This window comes from Roseococcus sp. (assembly GCF_965227005.1).
Lineage (GTDB): Bacteria > Pseudomonadota > Alphaproteobacteria > Acetobacterales > Acetobacteraceae > Roseococcus.
This window is the reverse complement of record NZ_CBDDFJ010000036.1, coordinates 175,289-193,073: the sequence shown is the minus strand read 5'-3', so window position 1 is coordinate 193,073 and position 17,785 is coordinate 175,289. Positions and strand designations below refer to the sequence as shown.

General features: G+C 69.3%; 12 protein-coding genes. 1 reads left to right on the top strand and 11 read right to left on the bottom strand.

The annotated features are described in order from the left end of the window. Positions 1–12: 12 nt before the first annotated feature. The 8 genes from ACO057_RS18235 to ACO057_RS18200 all read right to left on the bottom strand — a co-directional run bounded on the left by ACO057_RS18235 (position 13) and on the right by ACO057_RS18200 (position 12,078). Positions 13–432: a helix-turn-helix domain-containing protein gene (locus ACO057_RS18235; RefSeq protein ID WP_421994093.1), complete on the bottom strand. Its 420-nt coding sequence runs from the start codon at positions 430–432 to the stop codon at positions 13–15. 461 nt (positions 433–893) lie between these two features. Further along, positions 894–3,809, bottom strand: coding sequence for a carbohydrate-binding domain-containing protein (locus ACO057_RS18230; protein WP_421994633.1), 2,916 nt, complete (start codon positions 3,807–3,809; stop codon positions 894–896). Between the two features lie 627 nt (positions 3,810–4,436). Continuing rightward, positions 4,437–5,474, bottom strand: coding sequence for a methyltransferase domain-containing protein (locus ACO057_RS18225; RefSeq protein WP_421994091.1), 1,038 nt, complete (start codon positions 5,472–5,474; stop codon positions 4,437–4,439). After that, positions 5,474–6,625: a glycosyltransferase family 4 protein gene (locus ACO057_RS18220; RefSeq protein WP_421994089.1), complete on the bottom strand. Its 1,152-nt coding sequence runs from the start codon at positions 6,623–6,625 to the stop codon at positions 5,474–5,476. Before ACO057_RS18220 ends, ACO057_RS18225 begins: the two co-directional genes overlap by 1 nt. Next, on the bottom strand, positions 6,622–7,803 hold the full coding sequence (locus ACO057_RS18215) for a glycosyltransferase family 4 protein (protein ID WP_421994087.1): 1,182 nt from the start codon (positions 7,801–7,803) through the stop codon (positions 6,622–6,624). Before ACO057_RS18215 ends, ACO057_RS18220 begins: the two co-directional genes overlap by 4 nt. Next, a complete protein-coding gene (locus tag ACO057_RS18210) occupies positions 7,800–8,894 on the bottom strand; it encodes a GNAT family N-acetyltransferase (protein WP_421994085.1) in 1,095 nt (364 codons plus the stop codon). Before ACO057_RS18210 ends, ACO057_RS18215 begins: the two co-directional genes overlap by 4 nt. A gap of 194 nt (positions 8,895–9,088) precedes the next feature. After that, positions 9,089–9,871 carry a YdcF family protein gene (locus ACO057_RS18205; RefSeq protein ID WP_421994083.1) on the bottom strand — a complete coding sequence of 261 codons (783 nt, stop codon included), beginning with the start codon at positions 9,869–9,871 and terminating at the stop codon, positions 9,089–9,091. Then, a complete protein-coding gene (locus ACO057_RS18200) occupies positions 9,868–12,078 on the bottom strand; it encodes a glycosyltransferase (protein ID WP_421994081.1) in 2,211 nt (736 codons plus the stop codon). The genes ACO057_RS18205 and ACO057_RS18200 overlap by 4 nt, the downstream gene beginning before the upstream one ends. A 50-nt stretch (positions 12,079–12,128) precedes the next feature. On the opposite strand from ACO057_RS18200, the gene ACO057_RS18195 reads away from it, so the two are divergent. Continuing rightward, a complete protein-coding gene (locus ACO057_RS18195; RefSeq protein WP_421994079.1) occupies positions 12,129–13,217 on the top strand; it encodes a GNAT family N-acetyltransferase in 1,089 nt (362 codons plus the stop codon). On the opposite strand, the gene ACO057_RS18190 is transcribed toward ACO057_RS18195, so the two are convergent. Genes ACO057_RS18190 through asnB form a run of 3 tightly spaced genes read right to left on the bottom strand, consistent with a single transcriptional unit; the run spans position 13,154 to position 17,555 of the window. Continuing rightward, entirely contained in the window at positions 13,154–14,119 is a 966-nt protein-coding gene (locus ACO057_RS18190) for a hypothetical protein (RefSeq protein WP_421994077.1), read from the bottom strand. The genes ACO057_RS18195 and ACO057_RS18190 overlap by 64 nt on opposite strands. Positions 14,120–14,121: 2 nt before the next feature. Further along, positions 14,122–15,639: an oligosaccharide flippase family protein gene (locus ACO057_RS18185; protein ID WP_421994075.1), complete on the bottom strand. Its 1,518-nt coding sequence runs from the start codon at positions 15,637–15,639 to the stop codon at positions 14,122–14,124. Between the two features lie 2 nt (positions 15,640–15,641). Next, complete coding sequence (gene asnB, locus ACO057_RS18180) at positions 15,642–17,555, bottom strand: asparagine synthase (glutamine-hydrolyzing) (protein WP_421994073.1); 1,914 nt, start codon at positions 17,553–17,555, stop codon at positions 15,642–15,644. Between the last annotated feature and the right edge of the window lie 230 nt (positions 17,556–17,785).

The window sequence follows — 17,785 nt, the reverse complement described above, 5'->3', positions numbered from 1 at the left end:
TGGGAGGCAAGGCTATTCGGCGGCGATGGCGTCGTCCGACCCCGGACCGCGCGCGACCGCACGGGCAAAGTTGATGAGCGCAAGGCGACGGCGCGGATCGCTGATGGCGCCATAGGCCTCGACCAGCTCCACCAGATCATCCGTCGCCGCGCCTTCGAGCGGAACGGATGCGTGCGCCATCGGCATGGCGACGCCCATCAGGGCATCCGGCCGGGTGCCAAGCGCTTCGGCAATGGCCATGAGCCGGCTCGCCGCGACCCTCGTGGCACCCGTCTCGTAGCGATGGAACTGCGCGCCCGTCACCCCGATCTGCGTCGCGATCTCCTTCTGGGTGTAACCCGCGGCTCGACGGAGCTCCTTGATCCGCACACCGACCCGCGCATCGGCAGAGGTCGGGGAGCGATTGTTGAGCCCGCCAACCTCCTCGCGCATGGGAGATCCGACCCTCATCGACTGGCCGTCGATACCGGAAATCTTAAAGTTTGCTTGCATTGTCCACTCCTGGAGTGAAGAGATGTTCCAACAACCAGACAAAGCGCCGGATATACGCGCACACGTTTACGCAACTGCCACGCCCGGAAACGCTCCAAATATGGAAGCCTTGCTCGTTTTTCCGGATCGCGACCTTCGCGTCTTGTCGTTTCGTTGATCGACCAGGGGAATTTACATCGCAATCCAGGGCGAGGGCAGGATCGGAAAATACTCAGTCAAACCCCGACATTCAGCCGTGCTTCCCAGACGGCCACGCGAACTTTCGCGTCGTGGTTGTAAGCGACAGGGAAGGCGGTCATTTAACTTCGGTAAATACCCCTGCGCATGCAATTTGCTGCGCTGCAGCAGGAGATGTGCGGGCCGCAAATTGTAAAGCGGCCCGCACAACGACCTTCGGGCGTTCAGAAAGCGAAGACGGCATCTCCATTCTGGAGAAGCGCGGCATGTGCGTTCTGGTCGACTCCGTTGAGCTCAACGGCATCGACATAGAGGTTTCGGTCGGAATTCGCGTCGCCGCCCCAGGCGTCGTTCAGGAAGCGCACGGTCAGCGCATGCCCGCCGCCGGCAAAGTCGCCCTGGACCTCGATGACGTCCGGATTTCCCGAACCGTGCGATGCGCTCGCCGCGTGCTCGCCGCCCATCTGAACGCCATCCACCATGATGAGATAACGGGCGTCCCCCTGATAGGCATCCTGAGAGACGGCGATGCGAAGCACGTCCGGCAGGACAGTCTGCGCGCCGCCAGGGGCGGTATTTTCGGGAAGGGCATCGGAACCGGGCTGCTTCACGGCGCCGAGCGCAAAGTTCTGGTCGAGATTGGTGAGCAAGCTCGCCGCGAAGTGCTGATCCACGCCGTTCAGGGTCACCCCGTCCACGTAGAGGTTGCGGTCCGTATCCGCCGTGCCGCCCCAGCTGTCATTGAGGAAGCGAATGGTCAGTGCATGCTCGCCGCCGGTGAAATCGCCCTTGAACTCCAGCACCTCCTGCTGGCCGGCCGCGTGGGAGGCCCAGGTCGTGCCCTCGGCCACCTGCTTGCCGTCGATCAGCACGGCATAACGCGCATCGCCCTGCCAGGCGTCACCCGATAGGGCGATACGCAGCACATCCTGCTGTGGCGCACCGACAGAGCCTGCTGCGGTCAGCTCGAAGGCCGCCTGACCGTTCTGCAGCAAATCCTGATGGAAGCCGGAGGCGACCCCGTTCACCAGCACGGATTCGACGTAGAGGTTGCGATCCGTGGAGGACGTGCCGCCCCAGGCATCGTTCACGTAGTCCACGGTCACCGTATGCGCCGCGTTGGCGGCAAAGTTGCCGAGCTCGTATCGCTGGCCGCCCGCGGCGTGCTGGGCGGCCACCTCGCCGCGGAAGACCTCCTCTCCGTCCACCCGGATCACGGCGATCGGATTTCCGGCCCAGCTCTCCGCGCCGAGGACCACGGCCAAGGCGACGGTGCCGTCGACCGGAGCCGGTGCAACAGGAACCTCGGGAAGCGGTATCTCCTCAACGGGGGGCGGGATCACCTCGGGCGTGTCAGGGCGGGGCAGCGGCGTGACGCCGACCGCGTCCGGCCAGGCGATGGCGAAGGTCGGATCGTGCTCGTAATTGTCCCGGCCGGTGAAGGGCGCTCCATCCGCCATGAGCGCCTCATAGGCCGCCTTGGCCTCGGCGGAGCCCGTCAGGCGATAGATGCCGGCCAGCGTCGCCACCGCGAGCTGCGCATAGTCGCCCTGGCTTTGCGACCAGCCGTCATTGTTGCTCCAACCGCGCGCGTCGGTCTGGGCGCCGATCTCGGCCCAGCTCTGGTACAGCGCCGCGCCCTCCGTCGCATCGCTGATGGCGAGGAGATAGGCCGCGCCGTCATGCGCATCGAAGCCCTCCGCCGCATGGGTGAAGCGGCCCACGAGGAAGTTGGACTGCCACTCCAGGAAGGTCAGGGCGTCGGCATTGCCTCGGCTGGCGGCGGCGATGACGGTGGAGGCGAAGTAGTCCTGCTGCCAGGGCGGCAGCGCGCCGTCGGCGCCGTAGCTGCCCGGGACCCAGCCATGGGCCTCGCCCTGAAGCGCGGTCCATTCGGGGATCTTGGAAACGAGCCAGGCGTAGTTGGCGTCCGAGGCCTCCTGGAAATAGGCCTTCTCGGCCGATCCATCGGGCGCGGCCCAGGCCGCGTTGTCCACCTCGCGCAGGGCCCAGGCGGCGCCGCGCACCTGGTTCGTGTTGATCAGATTGTCGCTGTCGTCACCCCGCACGGAGGGCTGCTGGGCGAGAATGTTCCAGGCGGCCTGAGCCTCGAGATTATCGAGCATCCAGCGCGCGCCGGTGAGCACATAGGGCACGAAGGAGAGGTTGGGCTGGTGCGCGGAATCGGTGTGCCAGCCGGTCTGTCCGTCCACCTGCTGGGTGAGGCCGCCGGAGGTCGCGTCGCCGGGCGTGCCCGTGCCGCCGCGGCCGTCGGTCCAGAGGTTCGGGTAGTCGTCGGTGCTCAGCCAGGTGCCGTTCGCGGAGTCCCAGAAGTTCCAGGGCACCGAGCTGGCCGCCTCGGCCTGGCCCAGGGCATAGGCGGCCGCGCGGGGATCCTGGCTGATGAGCCAGGACGTATTGGCCTCGGTGGTGATGCCGATATCGGCGCGCCCACCGGTGCCGGGCATGAACTGCGTCACGCCATTGGTCGCGAAGGGCTCGCCCCAGCCGGCCGCATGGGTCGCCTCGCCGAAAGCGGCCAGCAGGCCCGTATCGAGATTGAGGGTCAGGTCATAGCCGGCCACGACGCCGGCGGCCTGCAGATGCGCGACGTCCTGGCGGATGTTGAGCCAGCCCGCCTCGGGGCTGCCGGTCTCCTGCCCGCCATCCGTGGCGTTGCTGGAGAAGCTCTCATGCCAGTTCTGGTACTGGCCCTGGTCGACCGAGGCGCTCAGCGCCTGCCGGCCGTCCATCGTCACCGCGATGTCATAGGCGACCCGGCCGCCATTCGCACCCATGGCGCCGTCGTTGTTGAACTGGGCGTCCACCGAAATGCCGCCGCCCTTGAAGACCGTGACGTCAAAGACGAAGCGCTGGGAGCCGTCCAGCGGCACCTCCACGCGCGCCTGCGAGGTGAGCTCGCCCTGCTGCCAGAAGCTCGCGGTACCGTCCGCGAGAGCGACCTTCAGCGCCGCCAGCACGTCGACGGTGACGTGTTCGCCGCCATGCACGGCCATGTCGACATGGAAGGAATGCCCGGCCAGCGCCTGGGCGAGATCCAGGGCCTCCACCTGCTTGGGTGCCGCCGTCGCGAGGGTGACGTCGAGCGACGCGCCGGCGGCGATGGCCGGGCGATCCACGGACAACACCGCCATCTTCACCGACCCGTCCGCATAACGGGTCTTTACGTCGATCTGGACATCGAGAGCGGCGCCGCCTGCATAGCCGACGAGAGACGAACCCGAAGGAACCTCACCAGGAAGGAAGACTTGACCGAAGGTGGCGACACCAGCCCGAAGAACGGCGGCACCTGCATTCTCGACGACGACAGTTACAACGTTGGACAATGGGCGCTCCAAATTCACGTCTGTTAGGAGCCGATGGTTTGCAACCGCAAGCTGTGGAATCCAACTGCGAATCAACTGATCCAACGCCGAAATTTTTACCTTTAATACAATTTTCTAAATTTATTTGCGTATTGATGCCGCTTTATACCGCGTCGCACCATACCTGACTAACGCCTTTTCGGCGCGCCTATCTGTTCTGTCAGAATTTTTAACACTCACCCGTAACGCGACGATTATTTGTTGATGTTGGGAAATATTGGCGAACTCTCACCGCCAATGCCTCCACATCGCATGCAAAATCGCAACCCACCGCGGACGGATTGGGTCGTCGGCAGAAGAGGCCGAGTGCTGAGTCGTCAACCGTTTCTGACAGCGGGAAGCGGGATGCTGGCCAGGACGCTGACTCATTTTGCATCAGGATCAAATCGACCCGGACGCCGCATCTCGCGCATCACCTCGCGGCGGCACGGGAAGGGTCGCGGGCCCCATTCCAAACCGCTCGCGATAGCCTTGCACCAGAACGCGATCCGTGACCGCCGCGCCCTCCCGCCGGCGACCGAAGAACCAGCATCCGCCGGCCGAATCCGCGGCATGGGGCAGCCACCGGTCGAGCCGTCGCAGCAGGGGTGTCGCCAGCAGGGCCACCACCCCTGCCGGGACGCGCCACCATGGCCGGGACGAGACGGAAAGCAGCACGCCGCGCAGGACGAAGCCCATGACGCTGCCGGTACCCAGGGCCACGCCAGCCGCGACCTCGTCAAAGCCGCGGAACAGCCGCCGGTGACCGATCGGCGTGAAGCGGGTGAAGTCGTAGGCGCCCATATGTACCGGCTGCAGGAAAGGCGTGACCGCATGGACATGCCCGCCGGGCGCCAGCACGCGGCGCATCTCGGCCACGCAGCGCTGGGGGTCCGCCACATGCTCCAGCACGGCCACCGCGATCACGAGGTCGAAGACGCCATCCGGAAAGGGCAGGTCGTGCCCATCGGCGATGGCATCGACGCCGGGCGCAAAGGCCACGTCGATCTGCACGACGCAGTCCCCCTCCCCGCCCAGCCGCAATCCGCCTGAGCCGACAACCAGCACGCGCGGGGCGGAGCGGAGGGCAGAGACGTAGCGCAAGGCGTCATCGGCTCCGGGATGGCGAATGGACGAGCGCGCGTCGCCGAGTTCCCGGGCCCGCCGGCGCCACCAGCGCCGCAGCCCACTGGCGGCATCGGCCGCCCGGCCATAGGCCGCGCCCTCATAGCCGCCGCGGCCCAGATAGTCGGCGATCGCGAAGGCCGATTGCGCGTCGTGGATGAGCACGGGCACGCCCCCGCACACCGGATAGGCCGTTCCGCAATGAGTGCAGAACAGGCTCGTCTCGGCCTGCAGGAGCGGGCGTCCATCCGCCGGGCAATGCAGCGGGATACCGCGCAGGGCCGCCTGCCGGCGAGGGCTTTGCGTGCCGTCCATCATCCGGATCGCGCGCCGTCGATCAACGCGGCATGGGCCTGGAACATCGCCTCCTGATCGAAATCCCGCAGCGCCTTCGCGCGGTTGGCGAGGCCAAGCGCCCGGCGGCGCGTCGCATCCTCGACCAGGGGACGAAGGGCCGCGGCGAAAGCCACGTCGTCCAGCGGGGCGATATGAGCGAGGTTCTCCCCCGCCAGCATGGCCCGCACGTCGCCCACATCGGTCGAGACCACGGGCAACCCGCTCGCCATCGCCTCAAGGACCGAGAAGGGCATCTGCTCCGTGCTCGAGGAGAGGGCGAAGATGTCGAAGGCGCGATAGGCGGCGGCGGGGTCCGGAAGGGCGCCGGCAAAGTGGACATGCCCCTGAAGACCGAGATCCTCGGACAGGCGCTCCAGGGCGTGCCGCTCCGGCCCGCCCCCGACCACGACAAGGCGGAACACGCTGCCCGTCCGCAACAGGATCGCACAGGAGCGCAGCAGCCGGTCGAGGCCCTTCTCCGGCCGCAGCGCGGCAACCGTGCCGATGAGGGGCCCCTCCCCCGGTGGTCCCAGCACCGCGGCCGGGCCATCGGGGCGGAAGCGGGCGGTGTCCACGCCATTGGGGATGTAGTGCAGGGCCTTGGGCGGCAATTGCCACTCCTCGCGTGCGAGGCGCCGCAGCCGCGTCGACGGCAGGATCACGGTGCTGTCGCGCAGGGCCCACCGCCGCATCAGCACGCGCCGGCGAAGCTGGGTCTCGGCCTCGTCAGGCCCGAAGCCATCCTCGATGTGCAGATGCCGGATTCCTGGCGCCGCGCGACGGGCGATCACCCATTCCATGCTGCCCCAATTGCCGGTGACGAGAACGTCCGGCCGCCACTGCCGGAGCAGCGCGCCGATGCGCAGGACGCGACGCGCGAAGCCCAACCCACCAAGGTCCGGCGGCGGGAGAACCGCGAAAGGAATACCGGCGTCGATGCGCGCGGCGCAGGCATCATTGCCGTCCAGCGGCAGCACCGCGTGCCGCCAGCGCGTCTTGAAGCGGTTCGCGAGGGCGGCAAAGCGCACCTGCGCGCCGCCGACCGCGAAGCTCGGGAAGACATGCAGCACCATCGGCGCCTTGGCGCCGTCCCGCGACATCCCGGTCTCGACCATGGCCATGTCCATCATCGGCGTATCTCCGCGGGCAGATAGCCGCGCCCCGGGTCTTGGCGCCGGCGAGCGATCTCGGCCTCCGCGATCGCGCTCACCCGCCGCGCATTTCCCTCCCAGGTCAGGTCGCGCTCCAGGATTTCTTCGCGTGCGCCCGCGCCCAGCCTCTCGCGCAGTTCCGGCGAGGCGGCGAGCCGCTCCACCGCCTGCCAGAACGCACCAGGCACGACGGGGTCGAAGAGGAGCGCGGTACGCCCATCCTCCAGAACCTCGCGGAGATTCGGCTGGTCGGGCGCGACGATGGCGCGGCCGGCCGCCATGTATTCGAAGACCTTCAGCGGCGAGGCATAGGGCACCGAGGCCGGCTGCAGGGCGATATCGAAACCGGCGACCAGTGCGGGAACTTCGGCGCGCTCGGCGAGGCCCGTGAAGCGGATGCGATCGCCGATGCCCAGTTCCCCTGCCAGCCGCTCCAGACCCTCGCGCGCCGGCCCCTCGCCCACCACGACGAGCGACAGTGCCACCGGCCCCGGCCAGGCGGCGATCCCGCGCAACACGGCATCGAGCCCGTGCCAGTCGCGCACGAAACCGACGAAGCCGAGCACCAGAGGGTCGCAAGGCGCGGAAGACCCTGCGTCGCGGAAGTCCTCGAGATGGATGCCGTTGGGCACCACGGCGATGCGCTCGCGCGCGACTCCCGCATCGATCAGCCGCCCGGCCAGCACCTCCGTCACCGGCAAGGCGCGGTCCGCGCAGCGCCAGACCAGCCGCTCCAGCCAGGCGGCGAGGCGCGGCATGCCCAACCCGCCGAAGCGGCCACGCTCCTCGGCCATCGGGGCGTTCACCTCCAGCAGCAGCGGCACGCGGTAGAGCCGCGACACGATGCTGCCCGCGAGATGGAAGAGGTTGGCGCGCTCATAGATCACGTCGGGGCGAAAGGCCGCGGCCGCCCGCGCCAGGCGCCAGGTGGCCGGGACCGCATAGGCGATCTCCGCCAGCTCGGCGATCGCTGCCGGCAGGGCGCGGCGCAGCCGGCCGACCCAGCGATTCTCGCCGCCGAGGGCCGCCCGGTCGAAGCCGGGCGGGCCGACCAAGCGCAGTTCGTGGCCCTGCGCGCGCAGCGAGGCGACCATCGCCTCCAGATGCACGCCCTGCCCGTCGCGCGAGGCGATGCGATGGCTGTAGAGGATCCTCATGCGCCGCGTCCCATCCAGCCCGCGAGCCTGTGCCGCGCCACCGCGGCCAGCCCGGCGGGGTGCCAGGCATGCGCCAGGACGAACCCGACGCGCTGCCGCCGCTGCGAGACCCAGAGCTGCTTGTAGGCGTCGTCGCCGCGCCCGAGATCGAGCGCGCGGACCCGGTCATGCTCGATCAACCGGTGGATCATCATCGCCGTCAGGGCCGTGCCCGGCGAGGCGCCGCGCTGGGCCTCGGCATGGCAGAGCTTCAGCAGCCAGGCGCGGCCGCCCGACACCAGCCAGTATTGCGCGGCGATCGGATGACCCTCCGCGTTCCGCAGCACGCCCAGGCGCAGCGCCCCGCAGCGCGCGGCGGCCTGCATCAGCGCGGCGTCGAAATTCGGGAAGGGCTCGCTCGGCTTCCAGCTGGCCGCGCGCACCGCCTCATAGGCGGCGATGCCCTCGCGGAGCTCCGTGCCCGGCGCCTCGACCAGCTCGAAGCGAAATTCGCGCGCGGCATGGCGGAGCTTGCGTCGGATCGTGTTGCGAAGCTCCGGCGCGCGGCCGGCCAGATAACCCTCCCAGCCCGCATCCACGGCGAGGCCTTCGTGCCAATTGCCGAAATGGCGATAGCGCTGCACCGAGATCCCAGCCTCGGCCACGCCGCGCATCAGCGACGGCAAGCCGGGCATTTCGGGGTCCATCGCCTCCAGCCGCAGCGGCGCGCGGTGCCGCAGCCAGACCCCGAGCCCGCGCCCGGCCGCCTCCGCCGCATCTCCCGATCCGAGGAGCGGGCGCCAGTCCAGAGTATAAGGTGTCGCGAGGGCGCTCAGACCGCTAGGCCCGCGCAGCAGGGGTAGCAGCGCGGCGCCCTCACCGACCAAGGCCAGCGCGCCGACGCAACCCTGCGGCAGCGCATGCGCGAGCGTGGTGTCGTACCAAAGTCGGCTCGCGAAGATGTCGCCTTCCGCGGGGTCGGCCAGGAAGGCGTCGCTCCAGTTGGGCATCGCGCGCAGCGGGAGCGCCTGGAGGCGCACGGGAGGCGGCGCGAGGCGGCCCATGCGGGAGGGCAGCGGCAATCCGGCCTGCCCGCCGGCTGTCAGATTCACGACACGGGCCCGCCCGGCCTGAACGGACCGGCGAAGGAACGCGGGCGATTCACGGGCGACGTCCCTGGCCTTGGAGCCCCGGTCACCGACGCGGTCGGAGCAGGGTTCGAGCCCGCGATGTCCCAGAAAATGATCAACGGCTTTCCTCCCTTTCCCGGAGCCCGGCGCATGGGCTGAAAATTCACCCAACATGATCAAGCTCCCCCGTCCCGCAGCGCGTAGACGAGCCGCCCAGCCCATTCGCGCAGCGCGAACCAGCTCTCCGTGAGATGGTCCGGCCTTGGCGCGAGGCTCGCGGCGCCCCATTCCACGGGGCCGTCGCGCCGGAGGGGACGCGCGTGGACGGTGAAGCCAAGTCGCGCGAAGGCATCCAGGGCGCGCGGCATGTGCCAGGCATGGGTGACGAGCAGCGCCTCCTGGATCCCCGCCTCCCGCAGCATCGCGGCGGCGAAGGCGACATTCTCGCGCGTGTCCCGGGCGCGCGGCTCGATCCAGCGGACCGGCACGGCGAAGTCGTCGGCGAGGCTGCGGGCCATCAGCGTGGCGATGGCCGGCTGGCCCTGGCCGAGCACACCGCCGGTGACCAGGATCGGCAGGCCGGTCGCGCGATGCAGCGCGGCCCCGAAGCGCAGGCGCTCCAAGGTCAGCGGGCCCGGCTCCGAGGTCAGGCCGTGCGCGACGTCGCCGCCGAGGATGACGATCGCCCCCGCTCCCGGCGCAGGCTCGGCGCGCGGAACATCGCGTTCCAGCGAGGCCATGAGCAGATCGGAGGCAAGCGGCGTCGCCATCAGCAACAACCCCAGCGCGCAGGCGGCGCAGGCGAGGCCGCTCCAGTTCCGGTCATGCCGGCTCCGGCCGCGCCAAGCTAGCAACCCCGTGGGCAGCGCCACCACCGCCAGCAGCATCGGCGGGAGCAGAAGCCCGGTGAGGACGCCCTGCAGACCGGACGTCCATCCGCTGATGGCCCAGCCGTTCATTGGGCGGCCATCGCCAAGGGGGTCTCGCCGTAGCGCAGATCCCGCCAGCTGCCGAACCGCCCGCCGAGCTCGCTCGCGAAGAAGCCGTAGAACTGGTCCAGCCAATCGAGGAAGCGGGCCAGATCCTCGCCATTGCGCACATAGGGCGTGTTGCCCGGTACCAGCGACGGCGAGTGATAGGTCAGCACGAAGACGCGGTGACCGGCCGCCAGCATGTGCCGCGCGAGGCGCTGCGCCTCGGCGATCGTCATGCCCTCGGGGCTGAGCCGGATGCGTTCCATCAACCCGAGGCGCGACATCGCTCCGGCCAGGTGCATGCGCTGCGCCCGCGGATGCAGGACGGCGGGCGCGAGGCGTGTCACCTTCGACAGTCGTCCCACCAGCGTGGCGGAGACCGGAATCTCCATCAGCGTCTTCGCGCGATCCGTCCAATAGGGGTAAGCGTCGAGCCGGTGGCCCGTCAGCCCCTCCGGCGGCCAGCAGGGGGTGACGCTGCTATCCGCCGCATAGCCCAGCGAGCGCAGGATATCCGCCGTCCGCGCGCCCGCGCCGAAACGGCCCGTGCGGAAGATGCGCGGTGCCTCGCCGAAGGCTTCGCCCAGGATCCGCGTCAGGTGGCGCGCCTTGGCGAGCTCCAGCCCCACGGGCAGGTTGCCCGCATAGCTGTTGCGCTCGCCCAGCGCCTCCTCGAAGGGCGGCGTAACCCAGGGATGCATCTGCGCGCCCATCTCGCAGGCGCCGGAGCGCAGCAGGTCGAGCAGTGGCTTGCGGCCCGTATCCTGCGTGGCGACGGGATGGTCGGCGAGATAGAGCGGCACCACGCCATGTCGCTCGAAGATGCGATGCGCGCGCCATTGCTGGTCCATGGAGCTCACATCGAGCGCGTCGCGGCGGAAGGGGCGCGACCAGTCGAAGGCCTCCTCCGCATCGACCATGGTGATGAGCAGCGGCCGCATGTCCGGCGCGATCTCGACCGGGGTGTGGAAGCGCGTGTCGCGGATCGAAGCGCCGCAGCCCAGCCCGGTCTCCGGACGGGCTTCCGGCGCCTCCGAGGCCCGCATCCCGTAGATGCCGAGATAGCGCGACGCCACCCCGCGCATGCCGAACTGCGCGGTCGCGAAGTCCCGGCCTGCGGCACCGATCCGCGCGCGCGCGGGGGCATCGCTCAGTAGCCGGTCGACGGCGGTCACATAGCCCGGCTCGTCCTCGAAGAGAAAGCCGGTCCGGCCCTCGAGGACGAAGCTCTCGTTCACTTGCGCCAGGCGCCGCACGACGACGGGAAGGGCATGGGCCAGCGCCTCGGGCACGACCGTGCCAAAGCCTTCCAGATGGGAGGCGAAGACCAGGATGTCGGCGGCTTCGAACCAGGGATGCGGATCGGACTGCTCGCCCGCGAGCAGGACACGGCCTTCGAGGCCCAGCCGCGCGATGGCCTGCGTCACGGCATGCACATGCTCCGGCTCCAGCGGGGGGCCGACGAGCAGGAGGTGCGTGCGCGGATGAGCGGCCAGGATGCGCGGCATCGCCTCGACCAGGAAGAGCGGATCCTTGCGCGCGCAGAGCCCCCCGACGAAGAGCAGCACCGGATCGCTCGCGCCGATGCCCAGACGCATGCGCATCCGCGCGCGCGAGCCTGGCTCGGTGGGGGGGATGGTGATGCCGCAGGGGATGAGGTGGCAGCTTTCCGCGTCGGCCATCTGCCGCGTCTCGTTGAACAGCTTCGGGCTGATGCTGACGAAGGCGTGGAACAGGCCGAAGCCGCGCGCGGCGAGCCGTCTCAGCCTCGGTCGATACTGCCCGACCAGGACGGGCAGGCTGTCATCCAGCGTCGCCGAAAGCACGAGCCTGCGGCGCATCAGGCGGGCCAGCGCGTAGCTCACGAAATACCAATCCGCATGGGTGCGGAAATGCACCGTGTCGTAGCGATGCAGGTTCAGCAGGAACCACGCGGCCATGGCGATTTGCCGGCGCCAGGTGCCCGAGGCGCTCGCCGACAGATAGATCACCTGATTCAGCGTCGTGCAGGCGGCCGCAGGCTCGTCGGGCCGCGGAGTGTGCGTGACCAGCAGGTCGTGCACGGTGCCGGGAGCGATCTCCTGCATCACCGCGCTCGATCGCTCGAGGAAAACGCCCTCGCCGGTAAAGCTCGGGCGATAATACTTCAGCACGTGCAGCACACGACGCGGCGGGGGAACTTCGTCGGTCATGGCGCAGGTTTCGCTTGCGATGGCGTCGGGTCGGCGGGAACATCGGCGGCGTGGAGATTGCGGTCACTCAACATCAGAGCCTCGAGGGCCTCGGCGAGATCTGGCGCGAGCTGGAGGTGCAGGTGCCCCGGCTCTCCTTCTTCCAGAGCTGGAGTTGGGTGGGATGCCTCGCGGAGGAACGCTTCGCCGATCCGGTGTTGCTCCAGGCGCGATGCGGCGGGCAGCTTGTGGGTCTGGCCTTGTTCAACCGCCACCGCGGCCGCCTCTGCCTCGGCGAAAGCGGCGATGCGCGTCTCGACGCGCCCTTCGTCGAGCATAACGGCCCGCTGGCACTCGGCCTTCCCGGCGTCGATCGCGCATTGCTGCATGCCGCGGCCGGCCTGGTTGGCGTGCGCCGCCTCGTGCTGAGCGGCGTGCCTGCGTCGCTGTTGGCCGAAGCCCCGGGCATCGCTTTGCGCCTTCAGCAGCGCCGGGCGCCGCATGTACGGCTGGAGGAAGTGCGCAAGGCCGGCGGCGATCCGCTCGCCCTGCTCAGCGCCAATGCGCGCCATCAGATCCGGCGTTCCGCGAAGCACTACGGCGCGCCCACGATGAGGCGTGCGGAGAGCGAGGCGGAAGCGCTCACAATGCTCGACGAGATGATGGCGCTGCACCAGCGCAGCTGGCTGGCCCGGGGCAAGCCAGGCGCCTTCGCCGATCCCTTCCCGCGTCGCTTTCACGAAACGCTCGTGCGCCGTGCCATGCCACGCGACGAGATCGACCTGCTGCGCGTGGAGGGCGAGCGCGGCCTGATCGGAATTCTTTATAACTTCCGGCTGCGCGGCCGGGTGTCCGCCTATCAGAGCGGCCTCGATCTCGCCGGCGCCGGCGCGCACGGCAAGCCGGGGCTGACCTGCCATGCGATGGCCATCGCGCGGGCCGTCGGCTCGGGCGAGGCGATCTATGATTTCCTGGGCGGCGACGACCGCTACAAGCGCACCCTCGCGCAGCACGGCGAGGCGCTTCTCTGGGCGGAGATGGTGCCGTCCCGCTCGCTCACGGGCTGGGCTCTCCGCCTGCGGAATTTCGCGCGGGGTCATGCGCTTTCCCACAGCAGCAAGGGCTCCAGCTCGGCCGCCGAAGGCGCCGGTCCAGCCTGACGCATCCGGGCGAGAGCGAGGCGGGCGAAGGGATCGCGCTGCAGGCGAGGCCTGCGCGCATCCGGATCCTCGGCAATCCAGTTCAGGACCATGCGGTCGGCGTCTTCCGGGAGATTTGCGAAGCCGCCCGAATAAATCGCGGCACGCAGCGCCGCCGTCTGCAGCCGGCCCCTCGCCTGCTGCAGCAGGCGCCTTCCATGCCGGCGCAGATCGCGCCAGCGCAGGGGATGCCCCGGCGCGGTCGCCCAGCTCGCATCCGGCTCGACCGCGATGCGCGAAGCTACCCAGCCGCCGCCCAGCGCATCGAGGTCGTGCATCAGCATCGAGCCGAGTAGGCCATCGCCCCGGTAAAGGCCGCGCGGCAGGCGGATGCCGGCCTGCACCAGGCGCTCCACGAAGGTATCGCGCAGGGCGAAGAGCGAACCATGGAGGCCCGGATGTTCCAGCATGTCCCGGCGCAGGGCGGCGGCGCTGCGTCCCGTGCTGGGAACCGCGGCGGCGCCCTGGGCCTGCGGCGTCTCACCCAGCCGGCGTGCGAGCAGCACCGGCGCATCGGGACGGATCTCGGCATAGCCGTCCAGCATGAGGTAAAGCCCGGCATCCGGTCGCAGCCGGTGCAGGAAGAGGTTCACCGCATGCGACTTGTCGCCATGGGGAATGGTGTAGATCGCGCCCGCCAGTCCTGAGCCGCGCATCGCCTCGGCAGCGATCGCCGGCGAGGCGTCCGTCGTGCCGTTCAGCATCACCGTGACGTGCAGCCGCCCCGCGCCATCGCAACGCGAGAGGGCCCTCAGGCAAGTGCCGATCCGCCCGGCCTCGTCGCGCGCGAAGACGGCGACGCTCCAGGGCTTCGCTTCCTGCTGCGTGACGAAGCTCGGGAAGCCCTTGGGTGCCACGTCCATACCTAGCCCACCTGCAGGCGCGGGCCGGCGCGCAGCCGCCTCGCCGCGCGCAAGATCAGCGCCGCCATATCCGCCTCGGCCCCCATCGGGCGCCCCGAGAGGGTCCAGAACAGCCAGAGCGCCGCGACGTAGCAGGCGGCGCCAAGCGCCACGCCCCGAATTGCCTCTCCGGCCGCGGCCGAGGCCGTCGAGGGCGGCGCCTCCCAACCGAGTCCGGCCTGCCAGAGCACCAATGCCATCAGGGCCGCGGCCAGCACCGGACGCCACAGCACCGGCAGCAGCCGACGCAGCCGCAATCCGAGCAGTCGGAAGGCGGAAAGCACCATCATCATGTGCTCGGCGACCACAGCTCCAGCGACGGCCAGGGCCGCACCCGAGATTCCATAGACCGGCGTCAGAAGCAGCAGCAGGCCGACCCGCAAGCCCGCCGCCGCCAAAGTGATGCCGAGCAGCCGGCTCAGCCGCGCATGGGCGGTCAGCATCGCCGCGCTCACATTCCCAAGCGGTGTGAACACGCTCGCGATGCCAAGCACCACGACGACCGGCACGGCAGGCAGCCACGCCTGCCCGAAGGCCAGCGCCACGACCGGACCGGCCACGAGCGAGATGCCGAGCCCCGCCGGCAGCGTCAGCAAGGCCAGGAGCGCCAGGATGCGGAGATAGTCGATGCCGCTCGCGTCGCCCTCTCTCCGGCTCGCCGCGAAACCGGGCATGCAGGCGCGGCAGATGGGATCGACCAGTTCGGTCGCTGCCAGGGTCGAGACCTCGACACCCACCGTATAATGTCCGATCGCGACCGGCCCGAGCACACGCCCGATCACCAGGCTCTCCGAGCGATCCTTGATGACCGAGGCGACGCTGAGCGCCCAGCTCCAGGCCGAAATCCCCGCAAGCTCGCGCCAGGCCGCGAGCGAGAGCCGTGGCCGATAGGGATGCAGCGCATAGCTCATGGCGACGACGCCCAGGCGATTCACGAAGATCCCCGCCACCAGCGCCCAATGGCTGCGCAGCCATGCGGCCAGGCCGATCGTGACGGCGATGCCCGCCAGCCGCGGGATGACCTGCATCGCGAATTCCCGCTCGAAACGGAGCTCCCGACGAAAATCGACGGCGCCGATATTCGCCAGGCCCGAGAGCACCGCCGACAGCGCCAGCGCCAGCAGAACATCCGCGAGCCGCGGATCGCCGAAAAACCTCCCCGCGAAGGGCGCGGCGAGCGCAACGGCCGCGCCCACGGCCGCGCCGCGCAGCAGGTTCACCGTGAAGGCCGTGTCGTAGAGGCGACGGTCCGGGCGCTCGGCGCGGATGATCTGTTCCTCGACGCCCAGCGCCAGACAGACGTCCAGCGAGACGGCGAAGGCCGCCGCCAGCGCCACAAGCCCGAAATCGCCGGGCGCCAGCAGCCGCACAAGGGCCAGGGTGCTGGCGAGGCCAAGCAGGCGCGTCGACATGCGCCACGCGACCACCCATCCGGCGCCGCGGGCGGTCCGGCGGAGGATGCTGCTGTTCTCGTCGGACACGGTCAGCTCCGGACGAGCGCGGCTTCGGCGGGAATACGCTCCCGCCCGCGGCCGCGGAGAAAGCCCTCCATCACCAGCAGCTGCCATAGCGCCTGGGAATGATCGCCCTGCCCCGCCGCATGCGCGTCCACGAGGCGGGTGAGGGCCTGGATGTCGAAGAGCCCGCAATCCTGCATCGCCTCGCCCGTGAGACGCACGCGCAGCGCCTGGGACTGCGCGCGGAACTGCGGGCCGATGGTGGCGGCGAAGCCCTGCTTGGCCCCATGCAGCACGGCGGGCGGCAGACGGGAAGCCATCGCCTCGCGCAGAACCCGCTTGCCGACGCCCTGGCGCAGCTTGAGCCCCGCCGGCAGCGCCAGGCCCCACTCGACCAGGCCATGCGCCAGCAGAGGCGGCCGCGTTTCGAGCGAGACGGCCATGCTGGTGCGATCCAGCTTCGTCAGAATATCGCCCGGCAGGTAGGTGTGGAGATCCGCGTATTGCGCCTGCAGCAGCGGATCGTCGGGATCGCAGCAGTCCATCAACGCCACGAAGCGCGCCGAGGGATCATGCCCATCCAGCCCGACGCGCGCGCGGGCGGAGAACAGCTCCCGCCGGGTCTGCGCCTGCATCTTGCAGACCATCCGATAATAGCCGAGCGCGCTGTCGAGGCTGAGCTCGGTCAGGGTGCTGCGGGCGCGCAGCCAGCGCGGCGCGCCGTGCATCGCGGGATATGCCGCCGCCAGCCCACCGATGACATGACGCCGCAGCCCCGGCGGGAGCATCCGGCGCACCCCGTCCGCAAGGCTATGGAAGCGATGGCGACGATAGCCCGCGAAGACTTCGTCGCCACCATCGCCCGAGAGCGCGACCTTCACATGCCGGCGGGCGAGCGCGCAGACGGCCATGGTCGGCACGGCGGAGTGATCTCCGAAGGGCTGGCCGAAGACGGCGGCCTGCTGGCCTGCCATCCCGACATAATCCGCCTGGCCAGCGATGGCGTGATGACGGGTGCCCAGGCGCCAGGCGACCTGCGCGGCGACACCGCGTTCGTCCGAGGCGCCCTCGAAGCCGATCGTGAAGGTCGAGAGGCCCTGCGTCGCCGCTGCGGCCATCGCCGTGACGGAACCGGAATCCAACCCGCCCGAGAGGAAGCTGCCGAGGGGCACGTCGGCCATCAGCCGGTCACGCACCGCCTGGCCGAGCCTTGCGGCCAATTCAGCGGCCGGATCCGACGGTGGCGACGCGGCGCGGGTGGGCGCAGTCCAGTAGCAGATTTCGACCGCCACCTCCTCGTCGCGGCGCAACAGCAGCGCATGCGCCGGGCGGAGGGTGCGGATATCGGCATAGATGGTGCCAGGATCGGGCACGTAGCCGAGGGCCAGAAAGTCGTCGACGGCCGCGGGATCGATCCGGTCGGACACGCCGCGAACCGCGAGCAGCGCCGCGATCTCCGAGGCGAAGACCCAGCCGCCGTCGGGCAGGCGCGCCAGATGCATGGGTTTTTCACCCAGGCGGTCGCGAGCGAGCAGGAGTTGCCCCTGCTCGGCATCCCACAGCGCGAAGGCGAACATCCCGTCGAGCCGGCGCAGCACATCCACGCCCCATTCGCGCCAGCCGAGGAGGATAGATTCGGTGTCGGAATTCGAGCGGAACCGATGGCCCAGACCGGTCAACTCGCGACGCAGCGCGACGTGGTTGTAGATCTCACCATTGAAGGAGATGACGACATTACCGTCCGCCGTGGCCATGGGCTGCGCCCCGCCGGCGAGGTCGACGATGGCGAGACGGCGATGCGCGAGGCCCACATGCGGTTCGACGTGAAAGCCGTCGCCGTCGGGTCCGCGATGGCTCATGAGATCGGCCATGGCCCGCAGCGATGCGAGATCGGGCGGCGCAGGCCGGAAAGCATGGAAAATTCCTGCGACGCCGCACATGTAATTCTCCGAATAATTTCAATAAAACTCAGGATGTTTTTATATAGTACCGTTCAATATTGAAATTTTCCCGCAATGCGCATTGCCTTTGCCGATAATCCGGAAATCTGTTCTGCATCGATTTCGGCTTGGAAATTTCGCGGGCCTTCGTCACGGTCCATCTGACATGACGCCTCGGAGGAGCCGGTTGTCGATTCGCGGAGCAAGCCCGCCCGGGAGCCCCGGGCAGT